At 49.6% G+C, this 24,975-nt stretch carries 26 protein-coding genes and 1 riboswitch; of the genes, 11 read left to right on the top strand and 15 right to left on the bottom strand.

From position 1 onward, the window contains the following. The first annotated feature begins 437 nt into the window (after positions 1-437). On the top strand, positions 438-728 hold the full coding sequence (locus V3O24_RS18980; RefSeq protein ID WP_331308365.1) for a DUF5710 domain-containing protein: 291 nt from the start codon (positions 438-440) through the stop codon (positions 726-728). A gap of 148 nt (positions 729-876) precedes the next feature. Here the strand turns inward: V3O24_RS18980 and V3O24_RS18975 are convergent, their stop codons facing one another. After that, positions 877-1,959 carry a hypothetical protein gene (locus V3O24_RS18975; protein ID WP_331308364.1) on the bottom strand — a complete coding sequence of 361 codons (1,083 nt, stop codon included), beginning with the start codon at positions 1,957-1,959 and terminating at the stop codon, positions 877-879. A 100-nt stretch (positions 1,960-2,059) separates the two neighbouring features. Between V3O24_RS18975 and gcvH the strand changes: the two genes are divergently transcribed. From gcvH to mazG, 4 genes are all read left to right on the top strand, one after another. Further along, a complete protein-coding gene (gcvH, locus tag V3O24_RS18970) occupies positions 2,060-2,443 on the top strand; it encodes a glycine cleavage system protein GcvH (RefSeq protein WP_104421974.1) in 384 nt (127 codons plus the stop codon). An 82-nt stretch (positions 2,444-2,525) separates the two neighbouring features. Further along, a complete protein-coding gene (locus tag V3O24_RS18965; protein ID WP_104421975.1) occupies positions 2,526-2,885 on the top strand; it encodes a diacylglycerol kinase in 360 nt (119 codons plus the stop codon). A gap of 61 nt (positions 2,886-2,946) precedes the next feature. After that, positions 2,947-3,879, top strand: a complete 933-nt coding sequence (locus V3O24_RS18960) for a carbohydrate kinase family protein (RefSeq protein WP_104421976.1) — start codon at positions 2,947-2,949, stop codon at positions 3,877-3,879. A gap of 200 nt (positions 3,880-4,079) precedes the next feature. Continuing rightward, complete coding sequence (gene mazG / locus V3O24_RS18955; protein WP_331308363.1) at positions 4,080-4,886, top strand: nucleoside triphosphate pyrophosphohydrolase; 807 nt, start codon at positions 4,080-4,082, stop codon at positions 4,884-4,886. Between the two features lie 28 nt (positions 4,887-4,914). On the opposite strand, the gene V3O24_RS18950 is transcribed toward mazG, so the two are convergent. From V3O24_RS18950 to thiC, 3 genes are all read right to left on the bottom strand, one after another. After that, complete coding sequence (locus V3O24_RS18950; protein WP_331308362.1) at positions 4,915-8,040, bottom strand: nitrate- and nitrite sensing domain-containing protein; 3,126 nt, start codon at positions 8,038-8,040, stop codon at positions 4,915-4,917. Between the two features lie 166 nt (positions 8,041-8,206). Beyond that, on the bottom strand, positions 8,207-8,650 hold the full coding sequence (locus V3O24_RS18945) for a universal stress protein (RefSeq protein ID WP_104421978.1): 444 nt from the start codon (positions 8,648-8,650) through the stop codon (positions 8,207-8,209). 129 nt (positions 8,651-8,779) lie between these two features. After that, positions 8,780-10,660: a phosphomethylpyrimidine synthase ThiC gene (gene thiC / locus V3O24_RS18940; RefSeq protein WP_104422273.1), complete on the bottom strand. Its 1,881-nt coding sequence runs from the start codon at positions 10,658-10,660 to the stop codon at positions 8,780-8,782. A gap of 29 nt (positions 10,661-10,689) precedes the next feature. Beyond that, positions 10,690-10,807, bottom strand: a riboswitch (TPP riboswitch). Positions 10,808-11,130: 323 nt separating this feature from the next. On the opposite strand from thiC, the gene minC reads away from it, so the two are divergent. Genes minC through V3O24_RS18920 form a run of 4 tightly spaced genes read left to right on the top strand, consistent with a single transcriptional unit; the run spans position 11,131 to position 13,172 of the window. Then, positions 11,131-11,853, top strand: coding sequence for a septum site-determining protein MinC (minC, locus tag V3O24_RS18935; protein ID WP_104421979.1), 723 nt, complete (start codon positions 11,131-11,133; stop codon positions 11,851-11,853). 27 nt (positions 11,854-11,880) lie between these two features. Next, positions 11,881-12,690: a septum site-determining protein MinD gene (gene minD / locus V3O24_RS18930; protein WP_104421980.1), complete on the top strand. Its 810-nt coding sequence runs from the start codon at positions 11,881-11,883 to the stop codon at positions 12,688-12,690. Beyond that, a complete protein-coding gene (gene minE / locus V3O24_RS18925) occupies positions 12,690-12,956 on the top strand; it encodes a cell division topological specificity factor MinE (protein WP_104421981.1) in 267 nt (88 codons plus the stop codon). The genes minD and minE overlap by 1 nt, the downstream gene beginning before the upstream one ends. Before the next feature lie 18 nt (positions 12,957-12,974). Continuing rightward, entirely contained in the window at positions 12,975-13,172 is a 198-nt protein-coding gene (locus V3O24_RS18920; protein WP_104421982.1) for a winged helix-turn-helix domain-containing protein, read from the top strand. Between the two features lie 167 nt (positions 13,173-13,339). Here the strand turns inward: V3O24_RS18920 and rapZ are convergent, their stop codons facing one another. The 10 genes from rapZ to V3O24_RS18870 all read right to left on the bottom strand — a co-directional run bounded on the left by rapZ (position 13,340) and on the right by V3O24_RS18870 (position 21,675). Beyond that, the gene (gene rapZ / locus V3O24_RS18915; RefSeq protein WP_104421983.1) at positions 13,340-14,197 is read right to left on the bottom strand and encodes an RNase adapter RapZ; all 858 of its coding nucleotides are present in this window, start codon (positions 14,195-14,197) and stop codon (positions 13,340-13,342) included. Positions 14,198-14,274: 77 nt separating this feature from the next. After that, on the bottom strand, positions 14,275-14,565 hold the full coding sequence (gene raiA, locus V3O24_RS18910; RefSeq protein WP_104421984.1) for a ribosome-associated translation inhibitor RaiA: 291 nt from the start codon (positions 14,563-14,565) through the stop codon (positions 14,275-14,277). Positions 14,566-14,613: 48 nt separating this feature from the next. Continuing rightward, positions 14,614-16,059 carry an RNA polymerase factor sigma-54 gene (locus V3O24_RS18905; RefSeq protein ID WP_104421985.1) on the bottom strand — a complete coding sequence of 482 codons (1,446 nt, stop codon included), beginning with the start codon at positions 16,057-16,059 and terminating at the stop codon, positions 14,614-14,616. A gap of 27 nt (positions 16,060-16,086) precedes the next feature. Continuing rightward, a complete protein-coding gene (gene lptB, locus V3O24_RS18900; protein ID WP_104421986.1) occupies positions 16,087-16,812 on the bottom strand; it encodes an LPS export ABC transporter ATP-binding protein in 726 nt (241 codons plus the stop codon). Positions 16,813-16,873: 61 nt separating this feature from the next. Continuing rightward, positions 16,874-17,440: a lipopolysaccharide transport periplasmic protein LptA gene (gene lptA / locus V3O24_RS18895; protein WP_331308361.1), complete on the bottom strand. Its 567-nt coding sequence runs from the start codon at positions 17,438-17,440 to the stop codon at positions 16,874-16,876. Beyond that, positions 17,412-17,996: an LPS export ABC transporter periplasmic protein LptC gene (gene lptC / locus V3O24_RS18890; RefSeq protein WP_331308360.1), complete on the bottom strand. Its 585-nt coding sequence runs from the start codon at positions 17,994-17,996 to the stop codon at positions 17,412-17,414. Before lptC ends, lptA begins: the two co-directional genes overlap by 29 nt. 12 nt (positions 17,997-18,008) lie before the next feature. Next, complete coding sequence (gene kdsC / locus V3O24_RS18885; RefSeq protein ID WP_104422274.1) at positions 18,009-18,554, bottom strand: 3-deoxy-manno-octulosonate-8-phosphatase KdsC; 546 nt, start codon at positions 18,552-18,554, stop codon at positions 18,009-18,011. Next, a complete protein-coding gene (locus V3O24_RS18880) occupies positions 18,554-19,531 on the bottom strand; it encodes a KpsF/GutQ family sugar-phosphate isomerase (protein WP_104421989.1) in 978 nt (325 codons plus the stop codon). The genes kdsC and V3O24_RS18880 overlap by 1 nt, the downstream gene beginning before the upstream one ends. A 145-nt stretch (positions 19,532-19,676) precedes the next feature. Continuing rightward, positions 19,677-20,645, bottom strand: coding sequence for a prolyl aminopeptidase (gene pip, locus V3O24_RS18875; protein ID WP_331308359.1), 969 nt, complete (start codon positions 20,643-20,645; stop codon positions 19,677-19,679). Positions 20,646-20,805: 160 nt separating this feature from the next. After that, positions 20,806-21,675: a hypothetical protein gene (locus V3O24_RS18870; protein ID WP_331308358.1), complete on the bottom strand. Its 870-nt coding sequence runs from the start codon at positions 21,673-21,675 to the stop codon at positions 20,806-20,808. Between the two features lie 511 nt (positions 21,676-22,186). On the opposite strand from V3O24_RS18870, the gene thiO reads away from it, so the two are divergent. After that, positions 22,187-23,287 (top strand): glycine oxidase ThiO, encoded by a 1,101-nt coding sequence (thiO, locus tag V3O24_RS18865; RefSeq protein ID WP_331308357.1) that lies wholly within the window; start codon positions 22,187-22,189, stop codon positions 23,285-23,287. A gap of 38 nt (positions 23,288-23,325) precedes the next feature. Next, positions 23,326-24,339 carry a quinone-dependent dihydroorotate dehydrogenase gene (locus V3O24_RS18860; RefSeq protein WP_331308356.1) on the top strand — a complete coding sequence of 338 codons (1,014 nt, stop codon included), beginning with the start codon at positions 23,326-23,328 and terminating at the stop codon, positions 24,337-24,339. A 7-nt stretch (positions 24,340-24,346) separates the two neighbouring features. Here V3O24_RS18860 and V3O24_RS18855 read toward each other — a convergent pair whose 3' ends face one another. Continuing rightward, positions 24,347-24,943 carry a Uma2 family endonuclease gene (locus tag V3O24_RS18855; RefSeq protein ID WP_104421992.1) on the bottom strand — a complete coding sequence of 199 codons (597 nt, stop codon included), beginning with the start codon at positions 24,941-24,943 and terminating at the stop codon, positions 24,347-24,349. Positions 24,944-24,975: the final 32 nt, after the last annotated feature.

Raw genomic sequence — 24,975 nt, 5'->3', positions numbered from 1 at the left:
GTTTGTTTTTGTGGGTAAGGCTTCGCCACGGCGCACCGCTACGCTGCTCCTGCATAATCCACCGGGGAACATGCATAAATTAATTTAAGTAATCACCATGAAGCGCATGAAGGACATGAAGACTTAAATCCTTCATGTCCTTCATGCGCTTCATGGTTTAAAAATAAAATTTGCTCAAGTTATTTCATGCACGATCCAGGGATATATTGCAGGAGCAAATATCTGTTCATCCTAAAAAATTCAGTTGGAATGCGTGAAATCCGTTCGTGCTTCGACAAGGCTCTCCTGAGCGCAGTCGAAGGGCTCGGCACGAACGGCTTTCACACGGTCCAACTCCGGTTTTAGGGTTATCCGATTTAATTATCCAGTCCTGCCGCGTCGGCAATGATTTATAATACCGCAATTCACCCCGTCTAGCCCGCCCCCTCTATTGCAAAATGGCAGAATCGAAAACTTATCTGAATGTACCTTTCGCCCAAAAGGATGAGGCTAAAGCGCTCGGCGCAAGGTGGGACGCAGTCCAGAAGAAATGGTTTGTCCCGGCGGATAAGGACGTTGCGCTGTTTGCCAAATGGCAAGCCGAATCCGGCGCTGTCGAATCGCCGAGAGCGAAGACTTCATCGTCCCATATCAGTTCTTCATCCAAGAAGTCCGCCTCCGGCGTCAAAACCCATGCGACGGTTAAAGATTTTGTCGCCTATGACGGCGATGCGCCGCCTTGGGATTAATGTTTGCTTCTGCAATGGCCGTCATTCTTAAGATGGGAATACGGGCTTTGCCTGTCCGCAAGCAAAGCTTGCACTCCATGTCATAGTTTGTTTTCTCCGCCCCGCCTTAAATGGCGTTAAGTGCCGTGTCGCTGTTATCTCCGCCCGGCTAATTATCCTCATTCGGGATTTGCCCCCTGAATTCTTCCGACAACAGCATTTGCCCTCCGGTGACAACCAGCTGCTCGCCTGGATTAATGCCGCTTCCGACAAAATAACCGCCGGTCGTTGCCGAATACCGGTCTATCGTGCGGCGGCTGAATTGTTCTTCGGCGGTTTTGATGTAAACGAAAGCCTGATCCAGGTACCAGATTAAAGCGGATTTCGGGATCACTACACCCGTATGGCTTTCGCCTTGTTCCGGTATCCAGGCCGTGACGCGCATGCCGGTCCTGATATGGTTATCGCCAGGGATGGCGTGTATGCCGCAAGACTGCCCGGAGCAATTGCGGCGGCCGTCGGTCTGAAAGAAGTAGCTTTCGCCTTGTACGGTCGTGTCTGTTTGCGGAGCCGCTGAAATCAGCTCGGCCTTAACGGCCGTACTGCGGTTGCCCGACGCATCGACATAAATGTCCTGAATGTCCCCGGACAGCTGCTTCGTAGCGGGCAGGGTGATTTGCAGCAAGGTTTTCCGGCCGGACAAAAAAGCCCCCAGCTTGTCGGAATCGGTCGCCAAAGCCCATTCAGTCAGCTTTTCGCCCCAGCTGAGCCGGGCCTGATCGAGAATAGCCTTGCCTTGGACGCCGCTTGCATCAACCAGGGCTTTGTCGATTTGCCACTGCGCCTGCTGGACTTGCAGGTTCCGTTTTGATGTCGCGCCGTCATCATACAAATCTTGCTGACGCTTGATGTTCTGCTCGGCCTGTTTAAACTTCGCCGCGGCGCTGCCGCGCTCGGTTAATGCGACCAGATAGCGGTGCCGTAAATCGACCAGAGGTTGAATGTTGACCGCTTTGCCGTAAGCCGGAAATTCAGGCCGATAGCTGGCGGCGGTCAGCGTTATCGTCTGCAAGCCGGATAACGCCTGGGCTTTGGCGGCCAGGAAAATGGTTCCCGGCCCTGCGGATTGCGACAATTTGGCAACCGGCTTATCGTCATCATCGGCGGCAACCGGGGCAATGCTGAGTATAAAAATACAGGCTATAAAAAGAGCATTCATGTAGACGGTAAAGAAATAGATAGATGCGTTCATGTTATAAGATTTCCATTCTTAAATGCATTTTTTTGTTGTTTTTAAAAAATTGCACGTTATCCTTAAAAAATAAAGTAACTATCACTATTGAGAGATTATCATGAGCGATCTACCGGATAACTTAAAGTACGCAAAAACCCACGAATGGGCGCAGGTGGAAGGCGATAACATCGTTCGTGTCGGCATTACCGATTTTGCGCAGGAAGAATTAGGCGATTTGGTTTTTATTGAGCTGCCGGAACTGGGCCGCAAGGTTGCAGCGCAAGAACAGTGCGCCGTGGTCGAATCGGTTAAAACCGCATCCGATTTGTTCAGCCCGGTTGCCGGCGAAGTGGTCGCGGTCAACGACGCCTTGGTGGACGCCCCCGAGCAGGTCAACGATGACGCTTACGGAACCTGGCTGTTTTGTATCAAAGCGGACGACCTGAGCGAACTGGACGCGTTAATGGATGCGGATGCCTACCAGCAAATGATTGAGCAATAATTTTGTTTTACTTGGTTTGTAACGAAACTGACACACAGCTGTGTAATATTTGTTTTTTTCAATTACAGATAATCAACAAATAATGGCAAATCAAAATGCAAAAGGCTTTAAACGCCTGATTAACGCGTGTTTCTTCTCTGTTGCCGGCTTTAAGGCAACCTGGACGCATGAAGAGGCATTCAGACAGGAAGTCATCCTGTTTGTGCTAACGACCCCCCTGGCGATATGGCTCGGAGAAACTCCGATTGAAAAACTGCTGCTGATCGGCAGCATCGTTTTAGTCATGCTGGTCGAGTTGTTAAATACAGCCGTAGAGGCCGTAGTCGATCGAGTGGGTTTCGAGCATCACGAATTATCGGGCCGCGCCAAGGATATTGGCTCCGCCGCTGTCATGATGTCGCTGGCCTGGGCCGCGGTAACCTGGGCATTAATTTTACTTTAGCCGCGACTGCTCCGGCAGCCTTACGGCATACACACCATCCCTGAAGATAAAGAGGAACGCAATGAGCGCATTAATATGTGGGTCTATGGCTTACGACACCATCATGGTTTTTCATGATAAATTTAAAAACCATATTCTGCCGGAAAAAATCCATATCCTGAACGTATCATTCCTGGTGCCGGTCATGCGCCGCGAATACGGCGGTTGCGCGGGCAATATTGCCTACAATATGAAACTGCTGGGCGAAGAGCCGTTAATCATGGCCACAGTCGGCCATGATTTTGAACCGTATGCCCAATGGATGGCGCAAAACCAGTTGTCGAGCGAATTTATCAAGATCCTGGATGACAGCTATACCGGCCAAGCCTATATCACCACCGATGAAGAAGCCAACCAGATTACCGCATTCCATCCCGGCGCAATGAATTCTTCGCACCTGAATTCAGTGCCGACCGACGGAAAGATCAGCATAGGCATCGTATCGCCCGACGGCAAGGAAGGCATGCAGCTGCATGCCGAGCAGTTCGCAGAACTGGATATCCCGTTTATTTTCGATCCGGGCCAGGGCATGCCGATGTTTAACAAGGAAGAGCTGCTCAAGCTTATCGATCAGGCGACCTGGGTGACATTGAACGATTATGAATCCGAACTGATGCTGGAGCGCACCGGCCTGTCGTTCGAACAACTGGCCGAACGGGTTGAGGCGCTGATTATTACGTTGGGCGGTAAAGGCTCCCAGATTTACACTCACGGCGAGTGCATCAACATTCCCCCTGCAAAGCCCAAAGCGATACTTGACCCGACGGGTTGCGGCGATTCCTATCGTGCCGGCATTTTATACGGCCTGATGAATGACTTGGGTTGGGAAACCACCGGCAGGGTCGCCTCATTGCTGGGCGCGATTAAAATCGAAAATAACGGCACGCAGAACCACTCATTTGATATGGACGGCTTCAAGCAACGCTACCGCGAGAATTTCGGTTCTTCGTTTTAATCGTTAATTACTTATCTGCCAAAAGCATTAATCACCACGAACGACTGCACGGACAGATATTTGCTCCTGCAATATCTGCATTTCCCACATCCCTGTGGGTCATGCAGGAGCAGTTGCCGAGGCACGAAGAACACGAAGTTTATTTCTTCGTGTTCTCCGTGCCTTCGTGGTGAATCTAAAACAGTTATACCGAGCTATTCATGCTAAAACACACCCAAAATCTCTTAGACATCATGTCGCGGCTACGCCACCCGGAACAAGGCTGTGCGTGGGATGTCAAACAGGATTTCACCAGCCTGATTCCTTACCTGATTGAAGAAGCCTACGAAGTCGTCGATGCGATTGAACGCAACGACCTGGACGATTTGCGCTCGGAATTGGGCGACCTGCTGCTGCAAGTGGTGTTCCATTCCCAGATCGCCGAGGAACAAGGGTTATTCAATTTTGAACAGGTCTCGGCCGGCATTTGCGACAAGCTGATCCGCCGCCATCCGCATGTTTTTTCCGATGCCGTTTTCACCACGGATGAAGAGCGGCACCAAGCCTGGGAACAGGCAAAAGCCGACGAACGCCGGGAAAAAAGCAAAACCGAGGAACGGGAAAGCGTGTTGTCGGGCGTGGCCCGCAATCTTCCGGCATTGATCGAGTGCGAGAAAATACAGGATCGCGCCGCAAATCACGGCTTTGACTGGCCGGACGTGTTGCCGGTTTTCGATAAAGTGCTGGAAGAGCTGGATGAGGTTAAAGAAGCCTGGCAATCCGGGAATCAGGCGCATATTCAGGAGGAAATCGGCGATTTGCTGCTGGTTGCGGTTAATCTGGCCCGGCATTTAAACGTCAATGCCGAAGTCGCGCTGAAGGAAAGCACCCAAAAATTCTCCAGGCGCTTCCAACACATAGAGCAACAGCTTGAAACGTCCGGCCTGAACCTGAAAGACTGCGAACTGGCCGAATTGGATGTTTTGTGGAATCAGGCAAAACAGGCTTTAAATAAAAAGGGCGGCTAAACAATCGCCCTTTGTCGGCGCTACCGCATTAAAATTCTTCCCACTCATCGGCACTTGCTATCGTTGCTTGAGATTTTGGCTTGGCGACAGCACTTACCGGAGAGTTGAAATCTTTTTTCAAGCGCATAATTGCAACCCCGACAGCCGTTGAAGCGGAAACGAAAGCGGATCCATTACCCAGCATTGTTTCCGCCTCTCTGAATTTTTTTGCATTGATCATATTCGCTATTCTTCCCGCCTCGATATGAAAGGCGGCATGCTTGGACACACAATCGGCATAACTCGGCTTATGGGCGAGGTGATGCTTGACGTCGTGATGCAACCATTTACCGAAATCACAACAATCATCTCTTGAAATGATTGCCGCATCCATTTCTTCGCGTTTTGATATGGCGGCGCGAAGCTTTACCTTCCACTCAGAATGTTTCTCAAGCGCCTTGTCCAGGTCTATGCCGATATTATCTGATGCGGGCGTATTTTGATAAGACTCTTTCTCGACAGGAGCGCTTTTTATGCCGGTCTGACTGACTGCACGTACCGGCTCGGCATTGGCAAATCCAATGAAACCACGCGAATTACCGTCCAATTTAAAGTGCGACACGGTAACCGCAAGTTGTTGCGTTTGTTCCTCCAGCGATTCCGCTGCGGCGGCGGCCTGCTCTACCAATGCGGCATTTTGCTGAGTCACGTCGTCCATTTGGCCGATGGCCTGATTGACCTGCTCGATACCGGAGGTCTGTTCCATCGAGGCGGCGCTGATCTCGGACATAATGACCGTCACGCCGCGAATCGCACTGACGATTTCTTCCATGGTTAAACCGGCCTGGGCGACCAGCTTGGTGCCGTCTTCAACCTTTTCCACCGAATCGCCGATCAGGCCTTTGATTTCCGCCGCGGCTGCCGCGGCGCGTTGCGCAAGATTGCGCACCTCGACGGCCACAACCGCAAAGCCCCGGCCTTGTTCGCCGGCGCGGGCCGCTTCCACCGCGGCGTTCAGTGCGAGTATATTGGTCTGGAATGCAATGCTGTCTATTACCGAAATGATGTCCACTACCCTGCGCGAAGACTCGTTAATATCTTCCATCGTCGATACAACCTGGCCAACCACCTTGACGCCCTGCCCGGCAATATCTGTTGCGCCGACGGCAAGCCGGTTGGCATGCTTCGCATTCTGGCTGTTGGCCTGCACGGTGGAGGTCAGCTCTTCCATGCTGGCGGCGGTTTGTTCCAGGCTGGCGGCCTGCTCTTCGGTACGGTGCGACAGGTCATTGTTGCCTGCGGCGATTTCTTTTGCCGCGGTATTGATCGTTTCGGATGCTTCCTTGATTTGCCCGACAATCTCTTTCAGTTTTTCAACCGTGGAGTTGGAGTCGTCTTTAAGTTGACCGAAAGTTCCCGAATAATTATTGGTGATGGTTTGGGTCAGGTCGCCTCGGGACAACGCACCCAGTACGCGCACGACTTCATTCAGGCCGGTAGAGCTGACTTCCATCAGTTCATTAACGCCCTCGGCTAATTCCAGGAAGAAGCCTTCTTTATCCCCTTCGTCAATGCGCTGGTTGAAATCGCCTAACACCGCCCCACTGACCACTTTGGCGATTTCCTGTTCGATAGCCACTTCCGCGGTACGGTCTTGCCATTCCACGACCGTACCGATTCGCCGTCCTTGTTCGTTACTGATGGGATTGGTTATCAAATTAAAAGTACGTCTTCCAATGATAATCTCGCTGTTAAAAGTCGAGGTTAACGCGCCAAGCAACTTTTTCTGGTGTGCCGGATTCTTATGAAAAGAATCCATGTTCGCCCCCAATAACTTACCGGAATCAAACTTAGGCAGGACCATACGAATATCGGACTCGGCGTGTTGCATCATAGTAAGCACGGCCGGATTCAAATAGATAATATTGCCTTCGTTGTCAGCCACCATCACATTAGAGGTTATTCCATCCAGGGCGATTTTAAGGCGCAAGGCTTCGTCATGCTCACGATGCTCTTTCGTTATACGGGACAGCAATTGTTGCTGCATGCTATCCATGGAACGGAATAACTCGCCCAGCTCATCCTTTTGCGAAAGGTCGATACTGGAACTCAAATCGCCGCTTGCAATAGCGCCGGCCACCTGCCGAAGCGCATTAATCGAGCGCAAAATCTCCCGGCTGATAAAAAATGTCAATGCGACAGTCGCCAAGACAGACAGCACGGTTAGCGCGATGAAGAATACCGCCGTCCGTTCAGCCTCGCTCTTGAGTTTGCTTGCCGCATCGAGCAAATCGCCGGAAAGCCTGTCTTCGACTTCCTTGATCAGGTCAATCTTTTCGGTCACCGTTTTAAACCAGTACAGCGGATCGATACCGAAGCCATTGCTTTTATCCATCGCGATTTTCTCCATTCGCGCGACTTCATCAACCGCAGGCCCGGAAACTTTGGCCTTATAAAATGCTTTTTGACTGTCCAGCGCGTAGGCGAAAAACAGATCGGTGTAAACATCCTGGGCGGAAAAGTTTTTCAAAAATCGGCTATGGGCGTCGGGCGTAAACTGGTCCGAACCAAATGTAGCAACCAGTAGCGCGCGCTCCATGCCGGTGCGCTCCTTGGCTTTGAGTAAACTTGAATACGAGGAAGCCAAACGGGAAATTTCGCTATGACTGCTGAGCGTGGAGACCTGCGCGGAAATATCGAGCAGGGAAGCAATGGTCTTGGTGTAATAAGCGCTCGATTGCGCCACTTCCAGGCCCAGGGCGCTGATGCCGCCGCGTTTGGCGGCCAGCTCCGCCAAATTGGCGGTAGCGGAGTCTAGCAGCGTTTTCAGTCCGTCACTGTAAATGCCGGCATCAAAACTGTTAAGTCTTGTCTGAAGCGTCTCAATAGCTTTATCGGTTCTTGCGCGTTGCGCAGGCAATTCGGCGGAAAACTTAGCCCCGTTGCTGCTGATGAACGAGGCGCTCATGCCGCGCTCTTTCTGCATTTCATGTACCAGTGCGCCAATTTTGACCGAGACATCGACCAGCGATTCGAGTTGGACCATTTCTTTCGATACCGCCAGCCGCTCAACAACTCCCGAACCGGAAAAATAAAGCAGGGCAAGAGCCGGGATGGCCGCCATCAGCATTAATCTTGACTTTAAACTCGACGTGAACGTGATATTGCTTGCCATATTAGATCCCTTGAATAATATTTTTGAAGTTTTCCTGCTCATTCACAGACAGACGCCGGGGGCTGCTGCGGGTAGGGTAGGGCTCTTGCATGCGTTGGAGCAACGCAGTCCCACGAGGCTGATTCCGTGCAATCGAGCTCCTGTAAAAAATTATAGCATCTAAAAACTAATCATCCTGCAATCGAATCGCCATCACGTCGCAACGGGCGTAATGCAGCACGCTATTTGCCGTTGCCCCCAACAATAACGATAAGCCATGCCGCCCATGAGAGCCGACAACGATTAAATCAACCTGTTCCTGCTCGGCAAGCCGGACAATTTCCTGCTTGGGCGCGCCCCAGACCAGCCAACGGTTAGCCTGAGTCACTCCAAGCCCATCGCTGATTTGCACCAACTTGGCTTTCTCCGCCTCCAGCAACCCGTAACCTGAATCCTCAGTCAACGAAATGACGGTTCCATAGCCGGTGTCCGGCATCGGAATATTATCCAGCACATGAATAAGGCTCAATTTGGCTTGGTATTTTCCGGCCAAATCCTTCGCCCTGCGGGCAACCATGTCGCCATGTTCGGAAAAATCGACAGCCAATAAAATATGTTGATAAGCGCCCATTATTTTCGCCTTGCTTCCGGTGGTTATTGGTTTTAGATAAATGATTGGTGGAGCGGGAACAGCGGTGCGCCGAACGGGGACATATCAAGAAAAAAGCCCTTCCCCGCCAACGGGAAGGGCTTCAAGCCGTTAAACTTTATGATAAATATCGGCGCCTTCTTCAAGGAACTGCTTGGATTTCTCATCCATGCCTTTCAACAAAGCTTCCTCTTCTTTGAGGCCTTTTTCCGCAGCATAGTCGCGCACATCCTGGCTGATTTTCATCGAGCAAAAATGCGGGCCGCACATCGAGCAAAAATGCGCGACTTTGGCCGACTCTTTAGGCAAGGTTTCGTCATGGAATTCGCGGGCTTTTTCGGGATCCAGGCCGATATTGAACTGGTCTTCCCAGCGGAACTCGAAGCGCGCCTTGGACATCGCGTTGTCGCGCGCCTGCGCGCCTGGATGGCCTTTCGCCAAGTCGGCCGCATGGGCGGCGATTTTGTAAGTCACGATGCCTTCGCGCACATCCTGTTTGTTCGGCAGACCTAAGTGCTCTTTTTGGGTCACGTAACACAGCATCGCGCAACCGTACCAGCCGATATTGGCCGCGCCAATCGCCGAGGTGATATGGTCGTAACCGGGCGCGATGTCGGTGGTCAGCGGGCCCAAGGTATAGAAAGGCGCTTCGCCGCATTCTTCCAACTGCTTGTCCATATTGACCTTGATCATGTGCAACGGCACGTGGCCCGGACCTTCGATCATGGTTTGCACGTCGTGCTTCCAGGCGATTTTGGTCAGTTCGCCCAGCGTTTCCAGTTCGCCGAATTGCGCGGCGTCATTGGCGTCATAGATCGAACCCGGACGCAGGCCGTCGCCTAATGAAAAAGCCACGTCATAGGCTTTCATGATTTCGCAGATTTCTTCAAAGTGCGTGTACAAAAAGCTTTCGGTGTGATGCGCCAGACACCATTTCGCCATGATCGAACCGCCGCGCGACACGATGCCGGTCATGCGTTTTGCGGTGAGCGGCACGTGATGCAAACGCACCCCGGCATGAATCGTAAAGTAATCCACGCCCTGCTCGGCTTGCTCGATCAAGGTGTCGCGGAAGATTTCCCAAGTCAAGTCTTCGGCTTTGCCGTTGACTTTTTCCAGCGCCTGATAAATCGGCACGGTGCCGATAGGTACCGGTGAGTTGCGCAAAATCCACTCGCGGGTTTCATGGATGTTTTTGCCGGTGGACAGATCCATGATGGTGTCCCCGCCCCAACGGATGCCCCAGAGCATCTTTTCGACTTCTTCCTCGATGGACGAAGTCACCGCCGAGTTGCCCAAATTGCCGTTGATTTTAACCAGGAAATTGCGGCCGATAATCATCGGCTCCAACTCGGGATGGTTGATGTTGCACGGAATGATCGCCCGTCCCCTGGCCACTTCGTCACGGACAAACTCGGGGGTAATCACGTCGGGAATGGATGCGCCGAACGAATCGCCGGGATGCTGGTCTTTCCACAATTCGCGCATTTCTTCCATCTTCTGGTTTTCGCGAATCGCGATGAATTCCATCTCCGGCGTGATGATGCCCTGTCTTGCATAGTGCATCTGCGATACGTTTTTTCCGGCTTTGGCTTTGCGCGGCTTACGGATATGCTCAAATCGCAGCTCGGCGGTAGCGGGATCTTCAAGGCGCTGACGGCCGAACTCGGAACTGGGGCCGGGCAATTCTTCGGTATCGTTACGCTCTTCTATCCAGGCTGAACGGATAGCGCGGAGACCTTTTTTCAAATCGACTTCAACATTGGGATCGGTATAGACGCCCGAAGTATCGTAAACATAAAGCGGCGGATTTTTTTCCGCGCCTTTTTCCGCGCCGAAATGCAGCGGGGTATCGGATAGGGTAATTTTGCGCATAGGAACTTGTATGTCGGGACGGCTGCCTTGAACATATACTTTTTCCGATGCGGGGTAGGAATCAATTTTTACGCTACTGGATGCAGTAGACGTAATTTCTTTAAGGACGGCGCTCATGTTTATCTCCAACAACAAAACAACAAGGCGCAGGTAAGCCTGGGCTTTCCTACGCCGGCATTAACCGGGGTCAGGTTCAAAGGGTTTTTCTCAGCCTCCCTTTTCCATGCACCGCATGAAAACAGACAAGCACCCCTAGCCTTTACGGATGTGGCGTTAAGTTAAAGGATAATGCCGCAGATTGCAAGCTTGAACCCTATTCGCCCTACAACAAACACCTTATAAAACAAATGGTTTTAACAAGTAATGCTATTTATAACGGCCTATTTACAGCTGACGCCGCCCTCTCTACCGCTATGAGGATAAAATAGCCGATCGTTAAGAATCCTTGCTCGAAAGACTCTTCTGCGAACGTTTATCTCCAAAGCCCCGCCCCATACCAAAAAACGAGCTTATCGGCACTGTAAAAATGATTTTTTTTATCAGCAATGTTAGAATCAGCATAATTCCTGATTAACCAGATATAACGGATGTCAACAGACTCTCAACAGAACGCTCATCGCTCGCCGGTACTGGAATTTAAAAGCAGCACTTTTTCTGTACCTGTGCTGGTTTTAGCCAGCAATGATGTCGCTACTATCGAGCAACAGTTACAGGAAAAAATCCATCTGGCGCCAGAATTCTTCAAAAATTCACCGCTGGTATTTGACCTGCTGGACCTGAATAAACAAGAGCTCGACGTTGATGTTACAGAGCTCACCCGCATCACTCGCAAACTCGGCTTATTGCCGATAGGGATACGCGGCGGCACTGCTCAACAAAATCAACAGGCACTGGAAATTGGCATCCCCATACATTCGGGGCATAACGTTGCAGCGGCTTCCGAGCCGCAGCAGCGGCAAACTCCAGAGCCTGAACCTCAAGCCGTTGCAACCACCACACTGATCACCCAGCCCGTCCGTTCCGGCCAACGCATTTATGCCGAAGGCGATTTGGTCATTTTAGCCCAGGTCAGCGCCGGCGCTGAAATCCTGGCCGAAGGCAATATTCATGTGTACGGCTCGCTAAGAGGCCGCGCGTTGGCAGGCGTGCAAGGCGACACCGAAGCGCGGATTTTCTGTTCCGATTTGCAGGCCGAGCTTATTTCGATCGCCGGAAATTACAAGATCAGCGAAGATTTGAATAGCGCCGTTCTTAACCAGCCCGTTCAAATCTATTTACAAAACCATACTTTAGTTATTAAAGATATTTAATTTATATCGCTCTTTGGAGGAAAATTTGTGGCACGAATTATAGTCGTAACATCGGGTAAAGGCGGCGTTGGTAAAACAACCACAAGCGCAGCCATTGCCATGGGGCTTGCAAAGAAAGGTCACAAAACAGTCGTCATTGATTTTGACGTGGGTTTGCGCAACCTGGATTTAATCATGGGTTGCGAGCGCCGCGTTGTTTATGATTTTGTCAATGTCATCAACGGTGAGGCAAGCCTTAACCAGGCGTTGATACGCGACAAAAACTGCAACCAGCTTTACATTCTGCCTGCCTCGCAAACTCGGGATAAAGACGCCCTGAGCCAGGAAGGCGTAGGTAAGATCCTAGACGAACTGAAAAAAGACTTTAAATACATTGTCTGCGACTCCCCGGCCGGTATTGAAAAAGGCGCCCATTTGGCCATGTATTTTGCCGACGACGCGTTCATCGTCACCAACCCTGAAGTCTCTTCGGTACGGGACTCTGATCGTATGCTAGGCATCTTATCCAGCAAGTCTCGCCGGGCCGAACAAAACGAAGAGCCTATTAAAGAATATCTGCTGCTAACCCGTTATTCGCCTGAGAGAGTCAGATTAGGCGAGATGCTCAGCGTCGACGATGTGCAGGAAATTTTATCACTGCACTTGCTAGGCGTTATCCCTGAATCGAAGTCCGTGTTGAATGCATCCAACTCCGGCACCCCCGTTATTCTTGACGAAAAAAGCGATGCAGGCCAAGCCTATGCGGATGTGATCGCGCGCTATTTGGGCGAAGACCGGCCGCATAGATTCATTGACGAGAAGAAAGGCCTGTTCGGGAAGCTTTTCGGGAGCAAATAATGAGTTTACTGGACTATTTTAGAACATCTAAAGCCAGCTCGGCATCCCTCGCCAAGGAAAGGCTTCAAATTCTGGTTGCGCACGAGCGCAGCTCCAGAAACCAACCCTCTTATCTTCCTCAATTGCAAAAAGAATTGCTGGAAGTTATTCGAAAATACGTTAATGTAGAGCAAGACGCAATATCCGTTAACTTTGAGCAAAATGACACTCAGGAAACGCTGGAATTAAACATCGTGCTGCCTGAGCATCAATCCAAAACTTCTTAACACTAAAAGGTAATCACTATGTCCAATACAATCGGCGATGCAGCAGGAATAGTCTGGAACTATCTGGATAAAAACGGGCCATCCAGTGTCAATAAAGTTACCACCGAAACCGGCATCAATAAAAATGACGTTCAACGCGCCATAGGCTGGCTGTGCAAGGAAGACAAGCTATCCATTGAAATGATAGGGCGTGCTGAAACGCTGTCATTGAAATAAGCATAAATTAATTTAAGCAATCGCCATGAAGGGCATGAAGACTTAAATCCTTCATGCCCTTCATGGTTTAAAAATAAAATTTGCTCAAGTTTTTCATGCACGATCCTAAGCAAAAACATCTCAGCACACGGCCCTGGAAAGAAATGGAACACGCTGAATAGTCCAACTTATTGCAATTCCCGATGCCGGACAATGACGTTTAAAAAAGGACCTTTGAACTGTTTGGCAAGCGCATCGACCAGATAAACCGAACGATGCTGGCCGCCGGTACAGCCTATCGCCACTGTCAAATAACTGCGCCCTTCCGCCTCAAATCGGGGAATCCATCGCTCAAGAAACCCGGTAACATCCTTAAAAAGCTCGGCAACCCATTTCTGTTTATCAAGAAAATCCATTACCGGCTGATCTTTTCCTGTTAACCCCCGCAACTCAGGAATCCAATAAGGATTCGGCAAGCTGCGTGCGTCAAACACAAAGTCGGCATCCAATGGAACGCCATGTTTAAAACCGAATGATTGAAACTGCAAGGAAATATGCCTAACGTCTCTCTCGCCAATCCGGTCCCGGATAAGTTCACGCAACTGGTGATAATGGGTCCGACTGGTATCAATGACCACACTGGCGTGTCTGGCAACCGGCGTAAGCATTTCCTTTTCAATTTTTAACGCTTCTCTTAACGGCACATTTGAATCCGTCAGCGGATGCCGTCGCCGGGTTTCGCTATAGCGTTTCAACAAGGTAGACTCTTCAGCCTGCATAAAGATGATTTCGCAATCAATCTGTTTATTGCGTATTAGCGCCAGGCTTTCGGAAAAATTGACCAGGCTTTCGCTCTGATTCCTGGCATCAATGCCTATGGCCGTTTTTGCATAGGTAAGCTTATCGACCAGCATGACGTGGTTGATAAAGTCTTCCAGCAAGGTGACAGGCAGATTATCGATGCAGTAATAACCGCAATCCTCCAGCGTATCCAAGGCGATACTTTTGCCTGAACCGGAAAGGCCGCTGACGATTAATAGTTTCATAAGAAATCAGGCGAAGGGCCAAGGGCGAAAGGCAAAGAAAGCTTTTTCAGCCCTTCGCCTTTCGTCTTTTGCCTATCTTATCTATGCTGCGAGGTTTTTTCTTTATGCTTAATGATTTGACGATCCAGCTTATCAACCATGTTGTCGATAGCGGCGTACATATCTTCCTGATGATCTTCGGCAAACAATTTAGCGCCACTCAATTGCAATGTCGCCTCTGCCTTTTGAACTAACTTTTCCACGCTTAAAATGACGTGTACATCGGTAACATTATCAAAATGACGTGCTAATTTCTCAAATTTTGAGTCGATGTGCGCTTTTAAAGCGTCGGTTACTTCAAGATGATGTCCTGTTACGATGACTTGCATGAGATAAACTCCTTTAATGGTGAATGATTGGTTTGGTGTCAGTTGGCGCTATAAAATACGCTTACGCTGACTTGATGAGGAAATGAGCATCGCTTCGCGATACTTGGCAATTGTCCTTCTAGCAACATTGATGCCCTTTTCTTTTAATAGCTCGGCTATTTTACTATCACTTAACGGTTTTGCCAGATTTTCATTGCTGATGAGCTCTTTAATAAACGCCCTGATGGCCGTAGATGAGCACTCCCCTCCACCTTCCGTTGAAACATGACTGGAGAAAAAATACTTGAATTCGACAATACCGTTAGGGGTATGCATGTATTTTTGCGTTGTCACCCTGGATATGGTCGACTCGTGCAATTCCAGTTCTTCGGCAATATCCCTGAGCACCATGGATTTCATTGCAATAGAGCCATGTTCAAGAAACCCGGTCTGCTTTTCCACGATGCACCGGGCAACACGCAATAAGGTATCGTTACGGCTCTGGAGACTTTTGATAAACCATCTGGCTTCCTGCAAATGGTCTTTCATGCAGGCATTATCCTTGCTGTTGTCGGCTCTTTTTATCATGCCCGAATAAAAAGGGTTGATGCGTAATTTAGGCGCTATATCAGGATTCAGATTGACTTCCCATTTGTCGTTTTTCTTAACCACATAAACATCGGGGATAACATATTCTGAATCCGACTCCTGTATCTGCGCCCCCGGCTTAGGATCGAGGGTTCTGATTAATGCCACCACCTCGCCAAGTTGCCGTTCCGTCACACCCAATTTACGCATCAGTTTTGACTGCTCGTGCGTAGCCAATAGGTCCAAGTACCGGGTAACAAGCGTCAACGCTTCCTCTTTATAAGGCGTAGTCTCCGGCAACTGCTGTATCTGTAATCTCAAGCAATCTTTCAAATCAATGGCTGCAACGCCTGCCGGATCGAAATTCTGCACCCTGTGCAATACCGCGTTAACCTCATCGAAATCCAGGTCGTCCAATTGGCTCTGCAAGCCTTGAAAGATTTCTTCGGGACTGCTGATCAGATAGCCGTCTTCATTGATCGAATCAATAATAGCCATCGCAATGGCGTGATCGCGCTCTGAAAACGAGGTGAGTTCCACTTGCCATAACAAATGGTCCAACAAGGTTGAGGATTTACTGCGTTGCGTTTCAAACTCGACGGTATCGGCGGAATTGCCGCCCGACTCCATCGCGTATTCATAAACATCATCCCAGGAAGAATCAATGGGCAACTCATCCGGTATATCCGTTTGCGAACCTTGACTGGTCAGCAAATCAGCATTGTCAATTTTTTTCTCGGGCGCTATTTCGAGGTCCTGAACGGTGTTTTCTTCCTCATTAACTTCCAGCATCATATTAGACTCGAGGGCCTGCTGGATTTCCTGCTGCAACTCTAATGTCGACATCTGCAGCAATTTGATCGCCTGCTGCAATTGCGGCGTCATAGACAGCTGTTGACCCAGTCGAAGGTGTAAGGATTGTTTCATTTAAGAATGACGGTTCAAGATTTAAGGTTAAAGACTAAAATTATTGCCTAAATAAACTTTACGCACTTCCTCATTGGCAACGATAGCTTCGGCCGCACCTTCTGCGATCACCCTACCGTTGTTAAGTATATACGCCCGATCGCAAATACTTAATGTTTCCCTGACATTATGTTCAGTAATCAACACGCCGATGTTGCGGTCTTTCAAATGTTCGATGATTTTTCTTATATCGTCCACCGATATAGGATCAACACCGGCAAAAGGCTCGTCCAGCAAGATAAATTGCGGGTTAGTCGCCAACGCCCTGGCGATTTCGACGCGCCGCCGTTCGCCGCCCGACAAACCCAAAGCGGTTTGATCCCGCAAATGAAGGATATGAAACTCCTGCAACAATTCCTCAATCAATAACTCCGCCTGTCCTTCGGTTAAGTCGGAACGAATTTGCAAGACTGCGCGTAAATTATCCGCCACACTCAATTTCCGAAAAACCGACGGTTCCTGAGGCAAATAACCTATACCCAATTGCGCCCTCAAATGCATCGGATGATGGGTAATAACTTGCGAATCCAGGGTAATCTCGCCTTCATCGGCTTTAATCAGGCCTACCATCATATAAAAACTGGTGGTTTTACCGGCTCCGTTAGGACCCAGCAAGCCGACGACTTCACCGGTATCAACATGCAATGAAACACCGTTAACCACATTGCGTTTATTGTAGTTTTTAATCAGCTGTTTTGCGGCTAGTCTGGTCATCTTTAAAAAGTAAAATTGAAAAGAACTTTTTGGTATCCGGCTTCTTGAACTCTGCGCCTTGTCATTTGCTACCCTTGGCCGGTTGTTCCGCTACGGGCGGCTGTTCTTTTTCTTTCGGCTGCAATATGACATGAACGCGTTTATTCGTAGACTCTTTTTCTCCGGCTTTAACCAGCGAGGTTTTGAGATCGTATTCGATAAAGTCGCTGCTATAAACGCCGTTCTCCCGCCAGACCGTAGCTTTATCGATCAAAATCAACAAATTCTTTTTAGGATAATGCTCGCCTGTCAGCGCCTCACCGACTATATCTTTAGCCCCCTCGTGCGGCGTTTGTTTAAATTTTGCAAGATTACCGGTAAACACCAGCTTATCAGCCTCACCGTCTACAAAATAAACCACCAACTTATCCGAGTTTACCCGGATACTGCCCTGAATTGAGATTACATTACCCGTATAAGTGCTGATAGCCTTGACATCATCATACGTCGCCGTATCCGAATCGATAATGATCGGCTGGTCGCTGTCGCTTTCCAAGGCGCAAGCACCGGCGCTATAAAGCGCTAATAACAATAAACAGCAGCGGCTCCCGCGCATTACGCTATCTCGGGTTTTCTTTTTTTGTTTCATAGTTACCCTTTACATTAGAGAGCAATTCCAGATGAATCGGTTCCGCAAAAGTCAGCTTCATGCCGACCCCTGTCGTCCAGTTCGGCAGGCTGATCAACTCTGCCCACTCATCGGTTTCTGCATAACTGATTTCCGGTTTTACTTTTAAATTAAAGCTATAAATCTTAAGCTCTCTGACGCCTTCAGCGGCGGCCCTGTCCACAACAACCTTGCCGTTTAACAATAAATCCTTGCCATCGGCTGACAAAATACCGGTCTCCGATTGAATGACCCACGGCGGCGTCTTGTCATTATAAAAAAACATCAATGGATTTGTCAGGTGTGTGGTGCCGTCATCGCTGTAATGGGTCATTTCATCGGCAATCAGTTTGCTTTTCGGCCTGCCCTGCTCACTCATTTCCCATTTCGTATAGCCCTTGCTGAAATAATCAGGGCTGTGCGCCGGAACAGCTATGTGACTCGGCTCATCCGAGCCCGTCAACTTAATCAGCCACCAGCTTCCTATCGCGATAGCGAACAGGAACAGATGCATGTAGTTTCCATTTAACCGGGTCATTTCACTTCGCGCTCAGCGAACCAGGTAAGCATTCAAAACTTCATCAAAACGGCCTTGCGCCTGCATAATAAAATCACAGACTTCCCTGACCGCGCCTTGCCCTCCGGGCAATGTCGTACACCAATCGGCGCGTTGCTTAACGGCAAAGTTGGCGTCATTAACGGCAATCGCCAGACCGACTCTAATCATTATCGGCAAATCCAACAAGTCATCGCCGACGTGCGCCGCCTGTTCGTGCGTTATGCCTGTTTTCTGAAGAATCTCGTTAAATGCGGCGATTTTATTTTCATGACCCTGATACACATGCTCAATGCCCAGGTTTTTCATGCGCAACGCAACCGAGCTTGATTTGCGCCCGGAAATCACCGCAACCTCAACGCCGGTCTGCCGCAACAGCTTGATACCGTGACCGTCCCGCGCGTGAAATGACTTGTATTCGTTGCCCTCGGCATCAAAAAACAACTTGCCGTCGGTTAATACCCCGTCCACATCCAGAATCAGCAACTTGAGTTTCTTGGCTTTTTCCAAAATAGCCAACCTGTTTTGTATGTCCGTCATCATACTATCCCTGCACGAACCAGGTCATGCATATTCAAAGCCCCTATCGCTCTGCGCTGCTCATCAACGACGATTAACGCGTTAATCTTTTTCCGCTCCATAATTTGCATGGCTTCCGCCGCCAGAATATCCGCCGAAATAACAGCGCAATTCGGGGTCATCACTTCGGTAATAGCCGTCTTATGCACATCCAGATTCCTGCCCAGCATCCGCCGCAAATCGCCATCGGTGAAAATGCCGGTGACGCGGTTGCCCGCATCGACAATAGCCGTCATGCCTAGCTTCTTCTCGGTCATCTCCAGCAATGCATGACTGATAAGTGCGGACTCAGGAACGATGGGCACATCATTATCGGCATGCATAATATCGCCAACCATCAATAACAGACGCCTACCCAAACTGCCGCCGGGATGGGACAAGGCAAAATCGTCGCGGGTAAACCCCCGCGCTTCGAGCAAGGAAACCGCCAACGCATCGCCCATCACCAACGCCGCCGTCGTGCTGGAAGTCGGAGCAAGACCCAACGAGCACGCTTCCTGCTCAACAGTGACGTTGATATGGGTGGTCGCAAACTTGGCCAGTGTTGAAGCCGGATTGCCGGTCATCGCTATTAACGGTACGCCCAGCCGTTTAATAATCGGCAGTATCGTTAAAACCTCTTCTGTTTCCCCTGAATTTGACAAGGCCAGCACGACATCCTGCCGGGTAATCATGCCCAAATCGCCATGACTGGCTTCGCCCGAATGCACAAAAAAAGCAGGCGTTCCGGTGCTGGCCAATGTCGCGGCAATTTTACCGGCAATATGCCCTGATTTCCCCATACCGGTAACCACAACGCGACCTTTACAGTCAAACATTAACTTGCAGGCGAGCACAAAATCATCATTAATCTGATCGGCTAATGCGGCAACCGCCCGTGTTTCCACCTGAATAACAGCTAAGCCCAATTTGCGGAGCTCTTGATCATCTAATTTCATCTATCGGTACAAGTTGCGTTCCAGTCGCTTAAGGCATTATCAACATGGCGTTTCAAACGCGCCCGCCATAAGTAAAAACCTCAAAGCTTATTTTAGTATGCAATGATAAAGCATTTACGGCTTTATAGGGCGGTTGAATGTAAATTTAGGATGATTTATGAGTACTGCCGCCGCGTTCTGCGAACCTGTCGGTTGCAGAGACCAACGCTTCGACCATTTCCTTCCCTTGAGCAACATGACCTGCATTAGGCAATACAATATACTCAGCATTCGGCAATACTTTATGCAGACTGTACCCAGCCTCCATCGGACAGACAAAATCGTGGCGGCCATGAATGATCACCGTTGGAATCTCAGCCAAACCGTTGCAGTTGTCCAATATCTGGTTTTCCTCAATAAAATAACGGTGCCGGGCGTAATGCAGCTCCATGCGCACCTGTTTAACCATTTTCTCGGACGTATGTTCGCCATTCGGACTCGGCCGATAATCCCCGCCTAAGGATACCTGACCGCCCCAAGCCGTCCACTCTCTAGCTGCCCGCCTTTTTGCCACCTCGTCTTCTCCCCACACCACATCGCACAGTCCTTGCAGCAGATTATCCTGAGCAGGCGCAGGAATGCTTTCAATCAGCCGCTGCCATTGCTCGGGATAAACCTTGCCCGCGCCATCTTTGGCAAACCAGTCCAAATCCCGCTGCCGCGCCAAGAACACTGCACGAATGATCAAGCCCATCACTTTATCTTTATGCTGCTGGGCATACAGTAAAGCCAACGCTCCTCCCCACGACCCCCCGAACACCAGCCATTGAGCGATAGCCAGCTGTTCACGGATACGCTCCATGTCATCGATTAAATCCTGAGTAGTGTTGTTTTCCAGCTCGCCAAAAGGCAGCGACTGACCGCAGCCGCGCTGGTCAAACAGAACAATCCGGTAAAGTTCGGGATTAAAAAAACGCCGATGATCGGGCTTGGTTCCCGAGCATGGCCCACCGTGCAGAAAAACAACCGGAATGCCGGCAGGATTGCCGGACTGCTCGACATAAACCGAATGCATACTGCCGGTTTCGAGGAAAAAACTGTGGTAGGGCAAAATTTCAGGGTAAAGAGTTTTCATGGGCAACAGCATCTAAAGCTAATTTGTTTCCCGGAGAAAACCGGAAAAACGCTATTTTACCTTGAGCCTTTACCTAACACCTCTTTTTAATTCTGCAAACATAAAAAAAGGGAGGGGTTTAAAACCCTCCCTTTTTCAGGTTTGTTTCTAAACTAAACGCTTAGAAGCCAAGACCGAGGTAACCGCCAGCGGTAACGCCGTCAGTGTTAACCCCGTCAAGATTGCCTGTAGAATAGTGATAACGTGTATCAGCACCTACATAAACATCTTTCCAGATCTTATAATCAGCACCCACACCAAACACCAAACCAGGATTTAAAACAGTAACCGCTCCGGAAGGAGGGCTAACGATATTTAAATCAAGACCGACTGGAATCAACCAAGGTCTGAAAGCATTGCCTTTCAGAAATTTGACTTTTGGCGAAGCCGATAGGTTTAACTGATTAGTCGTAACGCTTTGACCCGTTAAAACAGATTGTGTTGCAGTGCTATACTGCTTATATTCAGCATTCAACTCAGCCAAAACCTCTGTTTTATCCATCAAGCCAAACAAATCATCGTTCAGGCTAAAATCAAAAGCGGCGCCGAAATACCATGCGTCCTTATCCGCGCGATCCGCGTTAGTTCCAACCAAGAGATCACCATCTGCCGACACTGCTCCACCGCCACTAACGGAGCCATTTGTTCCGCCACGTTTTTGATTGGAATGAGCATAACCGCCACGGAAGAACACCATGTTGTCTTTGCTTCTTTTAGCTTCTTTTGGAGCCGATTTAACCGAGTTCATCCACTGATCCAGCTCCTGAACCTTGCCTGCATCAGCGCTAGGACGGTTTGCTGCCGCTTTTAAACGGCTTAATTCAGCCTGCATAGCCTGCATTTGAGCTTCCAATGCATCCACTTTATTGTTTGCCGCTTCCGCAACGCGATCCGCTTTTGAAAGCGCCATAGCTTGTGGAGAAACCAATGCGCCGGCCATTGTTAATGTTGCTGTCGCAATGCCCAGCGCTAGTTTAGTTTTATTGATCATTTATCCCCCTCATGAGGTTGTTATTTTATAGAAATTTGCTTTAATACAACAAAGCCTATCTTCCGAGAGTAATAGTAGCAGTTAAACTAATTCCCTACAAGTTTTAACGCCATTTTTTTTATATTAATTAATCCTTATTTATCAATAAGTAAACCATGATTTTAATGCTGAACGATTAATTGTATGCAAAAAACAACAAATTATTTCTCCTAGACGCATTCAAACACCGGTTAAAGTTTTCGCATCGTACTCAGTGAAATAAAATGAACCCGCTGCCGAGCAATGTGTCAAAATTCCGCAGACAAAGTACGACAAAAAAACGACAAATTTAAAACGGCGAAAGACGCAACAGTTTCCGGCCGACAAGCTATTAAAGCCAGCCACCAAAGATAAAATTTTTCAATCCGGTAAAATCTTATTTAAGCCTAATTATATCGGCGGCATCGACATGCTGCTCTTGCCCGCTGAATAGTAACAATATTTTTTTGCCCAGATCCCTTAGCAAATACATATGACCATAACCCCGGATATTACCATCATTGGCGGCGGCATTATCGGCCTGCTAACTGCCCGCGAGTTTATTAAGACCGGCGCTACCGTCGCCATTATTGAGAAGAATGAGCCGGGACAGGAATCATCCTGGGCGGGCGGCGGTATTTTGCTGCCGCTTTATCCATGGCGACAACCGGATGCGATTACCCGGCTGGTGCTGCAAAGCCTGAAGCTGTATCCGACGTTAGCCTCGCAACTGACTAGCGAAACCCTGATCGACCCGGAATGGAATCCCTGCGGCTTATTGATTGTTAAAAACCCCGACCTTACCGCGGCTACCAACTGGTGCGACGCTAACGGTATTGTCTATCGGCCCGCCGGTGCAGATTTTTTTAACATGCTTGATACAATCCCAGACCAGCCGCTTTGGCTGCCGGAAATTGCCCAGGCCCGCAATCCCCGTCTGGTTAAATCATTAAAGCAGGACCTGATTAACAAAGGCGCTACATTCATGGAACATTGCGAGTTAACAGCGGTTACCCTGGATAAAAACCGCATAACGGCGATCGATACCACGTCCGGCCAGTTCGCAGTCAATCAGTTGATTATTGCTGCGGGCGCCTGGAGCGGCCAGTTGTTTGAACGATTTTTCCCGTCCTTTATCGAAAATGCGCCGAAAATCAGCCCCGTGAAAGGCCAAATGCTGTTATTCGACGCCCAGCCCGAAACGCTGACTTATATGGTGCTGGATGACGACCAATACTTGATTCCGCGGCGAGACGGTAAAATACTGGCAGGCAGTACGGTAGAACAGGATGATTTCAACAAAATAACAACAACCGAAGCCCGTGACCGACTGAGTGCATTTGCATTAAATTTACTGCCGTCGCTTAAGAACTTTCCTCTGGTTAAACATTGGGCGGGATTAAGGCCCGGCACCGAACAGGGCATACCGTATATCGACAAGCATCCCGAGATCGGCAATTTATACATTAATGCCGGTCATTTTAGAAACGGTCTGGCGATGGGACCCGCATCGGCGCAATTGATGGTCGACCTTGTGCTGGAGCGTCCGACAGCGATAGCACCGGAGCCTTATACATTATCCCGCCCACATTGAACGCCATACCCATTCAGCCTAACAACACGGTCACATACATGAACCTTTACCCCTTACTGCGCCCCTTGTTATTTTCCCTGGACCCTGAAACCGCCCACGAAGTGACGCTTAAACTGCTGAACGCGGCCCATGTTTCGGGCTTATCAAAACTGATCTACCCGGCAGTTGACCACAAACCGGCCACGATCATGGGACTGGACTTTAATAACCCGGTCGGCCTTGCCGCCGGCCTCGATAAAAACGGCGATTATATTAATGCGCTGGCCGCATTGGGTTTCGGTTTTATAGAAATCGGCACGGTGACGCCGCGCCCGCAGCCGGGCAACCCGAAACCGCGCTTGTTCAGGCTGCCTGAGCATCAGGCGATCATCAACCGCATGGGCTTTAACAATCTGGGCATAGACCATCTGCTGAGCCGGGTAAAACAAAGCCGTTACTCCGGCATTCTGGGCATCAATATCGGCAAGAACTTCGATACGCCAATTGAGAAGGCGGCGGACGATTATCTGATCGGCTTGCGCAAGGCCTACACCTCGGCCGGCTACATCACTATTAATATCTCTTCGCCGAACACCAAGAACTTGCGCCAACTGCAACAGGGCGATGAAATCAAAAGCCTGATTTCCACCTTAAAAGAAGAGCAGCTAAGACTGCAACAGCAACACGGCAAGTACGTGCCTTTGGCCCTGAAAATAGCGCCCGATCTGACCGACGACGAAATAACCCATATTGCCAAGCTGTTGCTGGAATTTGAAATCGACGGCGTGATTGCGACCAACACCACGATTGCCCGCGACATGATTGCAAATCATCCGCTTGCCCATGAAACCGGCGGTTTAAGCGGCGCGCCGGTTAAGGAAAAATCGACTTTTGTCGTGCGGGGATTGGCTGCGGAATTGAACGGCAAAATTCCGATTATTGCTGCGGGCGGCATTTTGACTGCTGAAGATGCGCAGGAAAAATTAAAAGCGGGAGCCAGTCTGGTGCAGGTATACAGCGGCCTGATTTATCGCGGACCGCAGCTGATAGCCGATATTGTGCGGAGCCTTTAAGCGTAAATTACTGCTGCGCCTGCTGCTCTTGAATATAAGATCGAACCTCGTCATTGTCGACGCGGGCGTAGATTTCTTCGACTGTCAGCGTTAAACCAATCGCATCAAAGCGCACGCTGTCGCCCATAAAATAATGATTGGAAACCCAGCCTTCGCTTCTTCGACAGACTTCCACATCGACAAAATCCTGTTCGATCAAGACGTATTCTTTCAGGCTGGGAATACTCTGGTAGGCGATACGCTTGGTCGTTTCATCGACGCGCCGTGAAGCTTTCGACAAAACTTCGACAACAATCACCGGCGAATCGGTGTAATAATCGTGCCGGCTCTGTTCATCGCAGACGACCATCACATCCGGGTAGAAAAACCGGCTGCCGGCCTTTATTTTCAGGTCGGAGCTGAACGGCTCGCAGGGTTTGTTTTTTAAATGATTGCCGAATTCCCGATAAATATTCCCCGCGATTCGTTCATGGTTCCGGCTTGCGCCTGCCATCGCATAAACGTAGCCGTCGATATATTCATGCTTGATTTCGCTGGTTAATTCGCCTGCCAGGTAATCTTCCTCACTGATCCAGGCGTTGGTAGACTGTAAATTTGCCGACATGATTTTACCTCCGCTAGCAAACTGCCCAAGAC

Origin of the sequence: Methylobacter sp. Wu8 (genome assembly GCF_036440755.1) — a bacterium.
In the GTDB taxonomy this organism is placed as follows: Bacteria; Pseudomonadota; Gammaproteobacteria; order Methylococcales; family Methylomonadaceae; genus Methylobacter_A; species Methylobacter_A tundripaludum_A.
This window is presented reverse-complemented; position numbering and strand designations above follow the sequence as displayed.

Coding starts and splice junctions, on each gene's coding strand:
- V3O24_RS18980 (WP_331308365.1), top strand. CDS start 438: ATGGCAGAATCGAAAACTTATCTGAATGTACCTTTCGCCCAAAAGGAT.
- V3O24_RS18975 (WP_331308364.1), bottom strand. CDS start 1,959: ATGAACGCATCTATCTATTTCTTTACCGTCTACATGAATGCTCTTTTT.
- gcvH (WP_104421974.1), top strand. CDS start 2,060: ATGAGCGATCTACCGGATAACTTAAAGTACGCAAAAACCCACGAATGG.
- V3O24_RS18965 (WP_104421975.1), top strand. CDS start 2,526: ATGGCAAATCAAAATGCAAAAGGCTTTAAACGCCTGATTAACGCGTGT.
- V3O24_RS18960 (WP_104421976.1), top strand. CDS start 2,947: ATGAGCGCATTAATATGTGGGTCTATGGCTTACGACACCATCATGGTT.
- mazG (WP_331308363.1), top strand. CDS start 4,080: ATGCTAAAACACACCCAAAATCTCTTAGACATCATGTCGCGGCTACGC.
- V3O24_RS18950 (WP_331308362.1), bottom strand. CDS start 8,040: ATGGCAAGCAATATCACGTTCACGTCGAGTTTAAAGTCAAGATTAATG.
- V3O24_RS18945 (WP_104421978.1), bottom strand. CDS start 8,650: ATGGGCGCTTATCAACATATTTTATTGGCTGTCGATTTTTCCGAACAT.
- thiC (WP_104422273.1), bottom strand. CDS start 10,660: ATGAGCGCCGTCCTTAAAGAAATTACGTCTACTGCATCCAGTAGCGTA.
- minC (WP_104421979.1), top strand. CDS start 11,131: ATGTCAACAGACTCTCAACAGAACGCTCATCGCTCGCCGGTACTGGAA.
- minE (WP_104421981.1), top strand. CDS start 12,690: ATGAGTTTACTGGACTATTTTAGAACATCTAAAGCCAGCTCGGCATCC.
- V3O24_RS18920 (WP_104421982.1), top strand. CDS start 12,975: ATGTCCAATACAATCGGCGATGCAGCAGGAATAGTCTGGAACTATCTG.
- rapZ (WP_104421983.1), bottom strand. CDS start 14,197: ATGAAACTATTAATCGTCAGCGGCCTTTCCGGTTCAGGCAAAAGTATC.
- raiA (WP_104421984.1), bottom strand. CDS start 14,565: ATGCAAGTCATCGTAACAGGACATCATCTTGAAGTAACCGACGCTTTA.
- V3O24_RS18905 (WP_104421985.1), bottom strand. CDS start 16,059: ATGAAACAATCCTTACACCTTCGACTGGGTCAACAGCTGTCTATGACG.
- lptB (WP_104421986.1), bottom strand. CDS start 16,812: ATGACCAGACTAGCCGCAAAACAGCTGATTAAAAACTACAATAAACGC.
- lptA (WP_331308361.1), bottom strand. CDS start 17,440: ATGAAACAAAAAAAGAAAACCCGAGATAGCGTAATGCGCGGGAGCCGC.
- lptC (WP_331308360.1), bottom strand. CDS start 17,996: ATGACCCGGTTAAATGGAAACTACATGCATCTGTTCCTGTTCGCTATC.
- kdsC (WP_104422274.1), bottom strand. CDS start 18,554: ATGACGGACATACAAAACAGGTTGGCTATTTTGGAAAAAGCCAAGAAA.
- V3O24_RS18880 (WP_104421989.1), bottom strand. CDS start 19,531: ATGAAATTAGATGATCAAGAGCTCCGCAAATTGGGCTTAGCTGTTATT.
- pip (WP_331308359.1), bottom strand. CDS start 20,645: ATGAAAACTCTTTACCCTGAAATTTTGCCCTACCACAGTTTTTTCCTC.
- V3O24_RS18870 (WP_331308358.1), bottom strand. CDS start 21,675: ATGATCAATAAAACTAAACTAGCGCTGGGCATTGCGACAGCAACATTA.
- thiO (WP_331308357.1), top strand. CDS start 22,187: ATGACCATAACCCCGGATATTACCATCATTGGCGGCGGCATTATCGGC.
- V3O24_RS18860 (WP_331308356.1), top strand. CDS start 23,326: ATGAACCTTTACCCCTTACTGCGCCCCTTGTTATTTTCCCTGGACCCT.
- V3O24_RS18855 (WP_104421992.1), bottom strand. CDS start 24,943: ATGTCGGCAAATTTACAGTCTACCAACGCCTGGATCAGTGAGGAAGAT.